Source organism: Streptomyces sp. R818 (assembly GCF_056172735.1).
On the sequence record NZ_JAOCNE010000013.1, the window covers coordinates 127,882 to 136,798 of the forward strand.

The 8,917-nt window shown below is 73.8% G+C and carries 9 protein-coding genes; 4 read left to right on the top strand and 5 right to left on the bottom strand.

Annotated features, from left to right (window positions below):
• Positions 1–106: 106 nt before the first annotated feature.
• From N5I75_RS30005 to N5I75_RS30020, 4 genes are all read right to left on the bottom strand, one after another.
• Positions 107–1,363: an ROK family protein gene (locus N5I75_RS30005; RefSeq protein WP_476682568.1), complete on the bottom strand. Its 1,257-nt coding sequence runs from the start codon at positions 1,361–1,363 to the stop codon at positions 107–109.
• Between the two features lie 68 nt (positions 1,364–1,431).
• Positions 1,432–2,088, bottom strand: coding sequence for an alpha-ketoglutarate-dependent dioxygenase AlkB family protein (locus N5I75_RS30010; protein WP_476682570.1), 657 nt, complete (start codon positions 2,086–2,088; stop codon positions 1,432–1,434).
• A gap of 69 nt (positions 2,089–2,157) precedes the next feature.
• Complete coding sequence (locus N5I75_RS30015; protein WP_476682572.1) at positions 2,158–3,009, bottom strand: class II fructose-bisphosphate aldolase; 852 nt, start codon at positions 3,007–3,009, stop codon at positions 2,158–2,160.
• 37 nt (positions 3,010–3,046) lie between these two features.
• Entirely contained in the window at positions 3,047–3,943 is an 897-nt protein-coding gene (locus tag N5I75_RS30020) for an SIS domain-containing protein (protein WP_476682574.1), read from the bottom strand.
• 154 nt (positions 3,944–4,097) lie between these two features.
• Here N5I75_RS30020 and N5I75_RS30025 point away from each other — a divergent pair, with 154 nt between their 5' ends.
• From N5I75_RS30025 to N5I75_RS30035, 3 genes are all read left to right on the top strand, one after another.
• A complete protein-coding gene (locus tag N5I75_RS30025; protein WP_476682576.1) occupies positions 4,098–4,877 on the top strand; it encodes a DeoR/GlpR family DNA-binding transcription regulator in 780 nt (259 codons plus the stop codon).
• Between the two features lie 306 nt (positions 4,878–5,183).
• Positions 5,184–6,389, top strand: coding sequence for an MFS transporter (locus N5I75_RS30030; RefSeq protein ID WP_476682578.1), 1,206 nt, complete (start codon positions 5,184–5,186; stop codon positions 6,387–6,389).
• A 121-nt stretch (positions 6,390–6,510) separates the two neighbouring features.
• A complete protein-coding gene (locus tag N5I75_RS30035) occupies positions 6,511–7,248 on the top strand; it encodes a maleylpyruvate isomerase family mycothiol-dependent enzyme (protein WP_476683120.1) in 738 nt (245 codons plus the stop codon).
• 22 nt (positions 7,249–7,270) lie between these two features.
• Here the strand turns inward: N5I75_RS30035 and N5I75_RS30040 are convergent, their stop codons facing one another.
• Positions 7,271–7,687, bottom strand: coding sequence for a MarR family winged helix-turn-helix transcriptional regulator (locus tag N5I75_RS30040; RefSeq protein WP_476682580.1), 417 nt, complete (start codon positions 7,685–7,687; stop codon positions 7,271–7,273).
• Positions 7,688–7,773: 86 nt separating this feature from the next.
• Here N5I75_RS30040 and N5I75_RS30045 point away from each other — a divergent pair.
• Positions 7,774–8,917 (top strand): MFS transporter (locus N5I75_RS30045; RefSeq protein WP_476682582.1); only part of this gene is annotated, 1,144 nt, incomplete at its 3' end.

The following is an 8,917-nucleotide window of genomic DNA, read 5'->3' on the forward strand; positions in this document are numbered from 1 at the left end:
CTGTGACTACCGCCGTCGCCGTCGCCGCCCGTACGTCCATCAGGTGCTGCACCTGTCACAGCACGAGCGGAAGCTGCTGCCGCGCGGGAGGCGGTTTCCGGGCCTGTCAGATCTCGGCGAGCGCGCCGAGCGGATCGTCGAGCACCGGCTGCCAGGCCAGCTCCGCCGCGCCGACCAGGCTGTTGTGGTCCAGCGTGCACGCCAGGATGGGCACGCCCCCGCTGCGCCCCCACAGGCTGCGGTCGGCGACGACGGCGCGCAGCCGCTCGGGCGCGGCGTCCAGGAGCGTGCGGTGCAGGCCGCCGAGGATGATGCGGTCCGGGTTGAGGATGTTGACGAGCCCGGCGAGGCCGAGGCCGAGCCGGTCGACGAGCGCCTCAAGGGCCGTACGCACGCCGCGGTCGTCCGGCGCTTCGGCGAGGAGGGCGCGGGCCTGGTCGAGGAGGGAGCCGTCGGGGTCCGGATCGCGGCCCGCGGCGACGAGGAAGGCCAGCGGGTCGGCCTCGACGTCGAGGCAGCCGCGGCTGCCGCAGTGGCAGGGGCGGCCCTCGGGGTTGACGGTGAGGTGCCCGACTTCGAGGGCGAGGCCCGAACTCCCGGTGTGCAGGCGGCCGTCGATGACGAGGGCGCCGCCGACACCGCGGTGGCCCGTGGCGACGCAGAGCAGGTCGCGGGCGCCGCGTCCGGCGCCGTGCCGGTGCTCGGCGAGCGCGGCGAGGTTGACGTCGTTCGCGGCGAACGCGGGGATGCCGAGGTCCGCCTCGCGCACGCAGTCGGCGAAGATCTGCCGCACGGGAGCGCCCGCGGGCCACGCCAGGTGGAGTGGGTTGAGGGCCGTGCCCTCGGGCTCCGCGACGGCGGACGGCACGGCGAGCCCGGCGCCGACGCACCGCCGCCCGGTCGTCTCCAGGAGCCGGACGCCCGCCTCCACGACGGAGCGCAGGACGTCCGCCGGGTCCGGGTCGATGATCGCGCAGCCGGGGGTGGTGGCGACGATGCGGCCGCCGAGCCCGACGAGGGCCGCGCGGTACCCGTCGGAGTGCACCTGCGCGGCGAGCGCCACCGGGCCGTCCTCGGCGACGGAGAGGCGGTGCGAGGGGCGCCCCTGCGAACCGGCCGCCGCGCTGGGCCTCGCGTCGATCCGGATGAGCCCGAGCGCTTCGAGTTCGGCGGCGACGGCACCGGCCGTGGCCCGGGTCACGCCGAGTTCGGCGGTGAGGACGGCGCGGGTCGGCGCCCGCCCGGTGTGGACGAGTTCGAGCGCGGGCCCGAGCGCGCTGCGGCCCCGCTCCAGGCGCGGTGGCCGCGCGGCACCGCCGCCCGCCGTGTGGCCCCCGGTCCCGGCGGCCGCCCTCCCGCCCATCAGCAACTCCTCGCCCTGATCACGGTCAGGAATGGTAGCCGGTGACCCCGGTGAACACCGTGCGCCGGTCAGAGTCCGCTCACGCGCAGGGTGATGTTGAGCCGCCCCTCCAGGCCGAGGCCGGGCGGCGCGGTGCCGTCCAGGGTGCGGGGCACCCCGTGGTACGCGAACCGGGACGGGCCGCCGAAGACGAACAGGTCGCCGCTGTGCAGTTCCACGTCGGTGTACGGCTTCGTCCGGGTCTCGGTGTTCCCGAACCGGAAGACACAGGTGTCGCCGAGGGAGAGCGAGACGACCGGCGCGGCCGAGCGCTCGTCGCGGTCCTTGTGCATCCCCATGCGGGCGTCGGCGCCGTAGTAGTTGATGAGCGCGATGTCGTACGGCTCTCGAGACATCTGCGCGTGCTCTCCGTACGCGGCGCCGACCGCGCGTCGTCCCAGCTCCGCCAGCTCGGGCGGCATCGCCTTCACGGGCTGACCGTCACCGTCGACGGCGGTGCGCGCGTACCCGTACGGGAACCAGTGCCAGCCGAGCCCGAACTGCCGGACCGTCATCCGGCCGCCGCCGGGCAGCCGCACCTCGCGCAGCCCGGCGGGCGGGCGCGCCCAGGTCCGGCAGGACTCGACGAGGGCGCGCTGCCCGGCCGCGTCGAGCCAGTCCGGGACGTGGACCGCGCCGGGGGCGATCTCCTCGGGCGGTCGGGCGAACAGTCCGGGTCCGTTCATGCCTCCATCCTGCGCCCTCGCCGAGGCATGTGTGACATGTGTTCCGCCGAAGCGATCTCGGGGTCGGGGTCAGCCCCGCAGCACCGTGATGAGTTCGCCGACGGTACGGGTCATGGCCTCGCGCCCGACCGTGAGGTACTTGCGGGAGTCGACGGCGTCGGGGTGTTCGGCGAGGAACTCCCGGATGGCGGCCGTCATCGCGATGTTGAGGGCCGTACCGACGTTGACCTTGGCGATGCCGCCGCGCACGGCCGCCGCCAGCTCGCCGTCGGGCACCCCGGACGACCCGTGCAGCACGAGCGGCAGGTCCAGGCCGTCTGCGAGCCGCTTGAGGAGGTCGTGGTCGAGGGTGGCGGTGCGGGTCGTCATCGCGTGCGAGGAGCCGACGGCGACGGCGAGGGCGTCCACGCCCGCGTCCGAGACGAACGCGCGCGCCTCCCCCGGGTCGGTGCGGGCGCCGGGCGCGTGCGCGTCGAGCGGCGCGGCCCCGTCCTTGCCGCCGACCTCGCCCAGCTCCGCCTCGACCCACAGGCCGTGCGCGTGGCCCCAGTCGGCGGCGGCGCGGGTCGCGGCGAGGTTCTCGTCGTAGGGCAGGCGCGCGGCGTCGTACATGACCGAGCTGAACCCGGCGTCGGCGGCCTGCCGCAGCAGGTCGTCGCTCTGTACGTGGTCGAGGTGGAGGGCGACGTCGACGCGGGCCGCCTCGGCGACGGCGACGGCGGCGCGGGCCAGCGGCAGGAGCCGGCCGTAGCGGTAGCGGACCGCGTTCTCGGAGATCTGCAGGACGACGGGGGCGTCCACGGACTCGGCGCCCGCGACGACGGCCTCGACGTGTTCGAGCGTGATGACGTTGAAGGCGGCGACGGCGCCGCGGCGGGCGGCGGCCGCGCCGACGAGTGTCCCGGTGGCTGCGAGGGGCACTGCCCCTCCTCTCTGGTGCGTCTGGTGCGCGAGTGGACTACGGCAGCGGTCGGTCGGCGGTCAGGATCACCGAGCGCGTGAGGTGGCGCGGCTGGTCGGGGTCGAGTCCCTGGCGGGCGGCGACCGCGACGGCGAGGCGCTGGGCGCGGACGAGTTCGGCGAGCGGGTCGAGACGGCCCTCGACCCACTGGGCGCCGGTCGCGCCGACCTGCTCGGCCAGGCCCTCGGGCGCCTCGCCGATCATCCAGGTGGCGGTGCCCGCGGTGGTGACGCTGATCGGGCCGTGGCGGTACTCCATCGCGGGGTACGCCTCGGTCCACGACAGGGACGCCTCGCGCATCTTCAGCGCGGCCTCGTTGGCGAGGCCGACGGTCCAGCCGCGGCCGAGGAACGTGAACTGGCCGCACTCCACGAGCCCTTCGGGCAGCGGTTCGGCGAGCGCGGTACGGGCGTCGGCGACGGCCTGTCCGGTGTGGAGGCCGAGGTGGGCGCGGAGCAGGGTGAGCGCGGTGGTGGCGAAGCGGGTCTGCACGACGGACCGCTCGTCGGCGAAGTCGAGGACGACGAGGTCGCCGGCGGCCGTCCTGATGGGCGTGTCCGGGTCGCCGGTGATCGCGGTCGTGCGGACCTTGCCCTTGAGCGCGGCGAGGAGGTCGAGGACCTCGGTGGTGGTGCCGGACCGGGTCAGCGCCACGACCCGGTCGTAGGAGCGTCCGGACGGGAACTCCGACGCGGCGAAGGCGTCGGTCTCGCCCTGGCCCGCCTGCTCGCGCAGCACGGCCGCGGCCTGCGCCATGAACCACGAGGTGCCGCAGCCGACGACGGCGACCCGCTCGCCCTGCGCCGGTAGCGCGTCCTTGTGCGTCGGGGCCAGCTCCGCGGCCCGCGTCCAGCACTCCGGCTGGCTGTTCAGCTCGTTCTCGACGTGACTCATGTCCGTACCCACTCCCCGGTGGTCCGTTCGCGATGCCGCTCAGTCGCGCTGCTTGTTCGTGCAAGATATAGCGAGCTTTCAATCAGTATCAAGCATTCGTGCGCAAACGGCTATCGTCTGTCCGACCGAGCCGATCGACGATTGGAGGCCGCGGATGTCCCGCGACGCCCGCTGGAAGTCCCTCCTGGAGCTGCTCGTCGAGCGCGGACGGCTCGACGTGGAGGAGGCGGCGACCGAACTGGGCGTCTCCGCGGCGACGATCCGGCGCGACTTCGACCAGCTCGCCGAGCAGCAGATGCTCGTGCGCACGCGCGGCGGGGCCGTCGTGCACGGCGTCAGCTACGAACTCCCCCTGCGCTACAAGACCGCGCTCGGCGCCGCCGAGAAGCAGCGCATCGCCAAGGCGGTCGCCGAACTCCTCACGCCCGGCGAGGCGGTGGGCCTCACCGGCGGCACGACGACGACGGAGGTCGCCCGCGCGCTCGCCGTCCGCCCCGACCTCGCCTCCGGCACCCCGGCGCTCACCATCGTCACGAACGCCCTCAACATCGCGAACGAGCTGGCGGTGCGCCCGCAGTTCAAGATCGTGCTGACCGGCGGGGTCGCGCGCCCGCAGTCCTACGAGCTGATCGGCCCGCTGGCCGACGGCGTCCTGGGCCAGGTCACCCTGGACACGGCGGTGCTCGGCGTCGTCGGCCTCGACGTCACGCACGGCGCCTCCGCGCACGACGAGGCGGAGGCCGCGATCAACCGCCTGCTCTGCGAGCGCGCCGAACGCGTCGTGGTGGCGGCGGACTCCACCAAACTGGGCCACCGCGCCTTCGCCCGCATCTGCGACGTCTCCCAGGTGGACATCCTCGTCACGGACACGGCGGCGGAGAAGGGGGCGCTGGCGCGGTTCGAGGAGGCGGGTGTGCGGGTGCTTGCGGTGTGAGCGCTCGCCCTGCGGGGCTTGTGCCGTCATCCGGGCGCGGCTCTCGTGGTGGCTGGTCGCGCAGTTCCCCGCGCCCCTGGGATGCGCACTTCGTGCGACATCCCAGCACACGCCCACATCCCGGGACACCCCGCCAGGGGAAGGCGTGGCGCAGCCACGGCCTTCAGGGGCGCGGGGAACTGCGCGACCAGCCACGACGGGCGCCGCGGCCGCAGCACGACCCCCACCAGGCACACGCTCCGGCCGAACCAGAACCGACCCGCCGCCCCCTTGTCCCGGCCGCACCCCTCCCCCTACCCTCACTTTGTGCCGCCATTGAACAAACTCGGGCCCGTCAGCGCCGACGCCCCGCACCGCTCCCCCCTGTCAAACCTCCGCACCGTACTCACCGTCTTCTTCGCCCTGGACGGCTTCGTCTTCGCGGGCTGGGTGGTGCGCATCCCGGCGATCAAGGAGCAGACGGGGGCCTCGTCGAGCGCGCTCGGGCTCGCGCTGCTCGGGGTGTCGGCCGGGGCGGTCGTCACGATGATGCTGACGGGCGGGTTGTGCCGCCGGTTCGGCGCGCACGCGGTGACGGTGGCCTGTGCCGTGCTGCTGCCGCTCACCGTCGCGCTGCCCCCGCTCACCCACTCGCCCCTCGCGCTCGGCCTCGTCCTGCTGGCCTTCGGCGCGGCGTACGGCGGCATGAACGTGGCGATGAACAGCGCGGCCGTGGACCTGGTCGCCGCGCTCCGCCGCCCGATCATGCCGAGCTTCCACGCCGCGTTCAGCCTCGGCGGCATGGTGGGCTCGGGCCTCGGCGGACTCGTCGCGGGCCACCTCTCCCCGACCCGGCACCTCCTCGCCATCACCGTGATCGGCCTCGTGGTCACCGCGGCCGCCGCACCGACCCTGCTGCGCCAGACCCCGCCGGCCCCGCCGGAACGCCTCCAGGACGAGGACCCCGCGCCGCGCCCCGTCGGCCGCCGCGCCCACGGCCTGGTCCTCGTCTTCGGCCTCATCGCCCTGTGCACGGCCTACGGGGAAGGGGCCCTGGCCGACTGGAGCGCGCTCCACCTCGAAGAGGACCTGCACGCACACCCGGGCATCGCCGCGGCCAGCTACTCGTGCTTCGCGTTCGCCATGACGATCGGCCGCCTCTCCGGCACGGCCCTGCTGGAACGGCTCGGCAGGACCCGCACGATGGTCTGCGGCGGGGCGACCGGCGCGGCCGGAATGCTGCTCGGCGCGCTCGCCCCCTCGGTGTGGCTGACCCTCATCGGCTTCGCGGTGACCGGCCTCGGCCTGGCGAACCTCTTCCCCGTCGCCATCGAACGCGCGGGCGCCCTCGCGGGCCCGACCGGCGTCGCCGCGGCCTCCACCCTCGGCTACGGCGGCATGTTGCTCGGCCCGCCCGCGATCGGCTTCATGGCGGACTGGCTCTCCCTGCCCACGGCCCTGACGAGCGTCGCGCTGCTCGCGGCCGTCGCCGCGGCCATAGGCTTCGCGACCCGCAACGCGGCGACCCCCTGAGACCCCGTCCCCGAAACGGGCACACGCCCGCCGCCGCCCCCGCGCCCCGTATCCCAATCCCCGGAAACCCCGCCCCCGGACGCGCGTCACCCGGCACACTCGCCCCATGGAGATACGTCCCATGGAGATGGCCGAACACCTTCACGTCCTGGACACCGAGGGCCGCCGGCTCGCGGTCGCCGCCGAGCAGGCGGGCGTCGACGCCAAGGTGCCGACCTGCCCCGGGTGGCAGATCCGCGACCTGCTGCGGCACACGGGCATGGTGCACCGCTGGGCGGCGGCGTTCGTCGCGGAGGGCCACCAGGAACCCCATCCCGACGGGGGCCTGCCCGACCTCGACGGGGACGAGCTGATCGACTGGTTCCGGCGGGGACACACGTATCTGGTCGACACCCTGACCCAGGCACCGCAGGACGTGGCGTGCTGGTCGTTCCTGCCCGCCCCCAGCCCGCTCGCCTTCTGGGCGCGGCGCCAGGCCCACGAGACGACCGTGCACCGGGTCGACGCCCAGTCGGCGCTGACGACCGCGCCGGACCCGATCGCCGAGGACGTCGCGGTCGACGGCATCGAGGAGCTCCTGCTCGGGATGCACGCCCGTAAGAAGAGCCGGGTCCGCTCCGACGAGCCGAAGGTGCTGCGCGTACGGGCGACGGACGCCGACGCGGCCTGGACCGTCCGCATCACGCAGGACCCGCCCGCGACCGAGCACGGCGGGACGGACGAGGCCGACTGCGAACTCGCGGGCCCCGCCGCGCGCCTCTACCTGTCGCTCTGGAACCGGCTGCCGTTCCCGTCCCTGACGGGCGACGCGTCGGTGGCCGCGCTCTGGCGCGAGCGCTCGGCGATCACCTGGGGCTGATCACCCGCATCCGCGCCGGGGCTCAGGCCCCGGGCTCCAGCATCCGGCTCAGCACGGCGCGCTGCAACGGCCGGACCTCCCCGTGCAGTTCACGCCCCTTGGACGTCAGGCAGACCCGCACCCCGCGCCGGTCCTCGCTGCACATCCCGCGCTCCACGAGCCCGTCCTTCTCCAGGCGGCCGATGAGGCGGGACAGTGCACTCTGGCTGAGATGGACCTGCCCGGCGATCTCCTGCACCCGGAACCCCCCGGCGCCGTCCTGCGCCGTGCCCTCGGCGAGCACGTCGAGGACCTCGAAGTCGCTGGCGCCGAGGCCGTGCTGGTGCAGCGCACGGTCGAGTTCGCACATCGTGCGCGCGTGTACCGCGAGGATGTCCCGCCACTGATCCACGAGGTCCGGCGCGCCCGCGGCCCTCGCTTCCGACTTCTGTGCCGCCATGCTCGCACGGTAGCAGAAAAGCCCTCTTTATTGCATCGTCATTAAATGCACTTGCACTCAATGCATGCGCATGTACATTGCTGCGCATGACTTCTCCGCTCTCCGCCGCTCCCTCCTCACCCGAGGCGTCCCAGGAGCACTGGTCCCCCCGGCTCTGGGGCACGCTGCTCGTCCTGTGCGCCGCGATGTTCCTCGACGCGCTCGACGTGTCGATGGTCGGCGTCGCCCTGCCCTCGATCGGCTCGGAACTGGACCTGTCGACGGCCACCCTGCAATGGGTCGTCAGCGGCTACATCCTGGGCTACGGCGGCCTGTTGCTGCTCGGTGGCCGCGCGGCCGACCTGCTCGGGCGGCGCCGCGTCTTCCTCGTGGCCCTCGGTGTCTTCGCGGTGGCGTCCCTGCTCGGCGGGCTCGTCGACTCGGGGCCGCTGCTCATCGCGAGCCGCTTCATCAAGGGCCTGAGCGCCGCGTTCACCGCCCCGGCCGGTCTGTCGATCATCACGACGACGTTCGCCGAGGGCCCGGTGCGCAACCGCGCCCTGTCCATCTACACCACCTGCGCCGCCACCGGCTTCTCCATGGGCCTCGTCCTGTCGGGGCTCCTGACGGAGGCGAGCTGGCGCCTGACCATGCTCCTTCCCGCGCCGATCGCCGTGATCGCGCTGCTCCTCGGCCTCAAGCTGATCCCGCACAGCGCCAAGGAGGAGAACCACCGCGGCTACGACGTCCCCGGCGCCGTCACCGGCACCCTCGCCATGCTGCTGCTCGTCTTCACCGTGGTCCAGGCCCCGGAGGCCGGCTGGGGATCGGCCCGCACCCTGCTCTCCTTCCTCGCCGTCGCCGTCCTGCTCACCGTGTTCGTCCGCATCGAGCGCCGCTCGCCCGGACCGCTGATCCGGCTCGGCGTGCTGCGCTCCGGCTCGCAGATCCGCGCCCAGATCGGCGCGATGACCTTCTTCGGCTCCTACGTCAGCTTCCAGTTCCTCGCGACGCTGTACCTCCAGTCACTGCTCGGCTGGTCGGCGCTGAGCATGGCGCTCGCCTTCCTGCCCGCGGGCGCGCTCGTCGCCCTGTCCTCGACGAAGGTCGGCGCGATCGTCGACCGCTTCGGCACCCCGCGCGTCATCGCGGCGGGCTTCGCGCTCATGGTGCTCGGCTACGCCCTGTTCCTGCGCATCAACCTCGACCCGGTCTACGCGGCCGTCATCCTGCCGACCATGCTGCTGATCG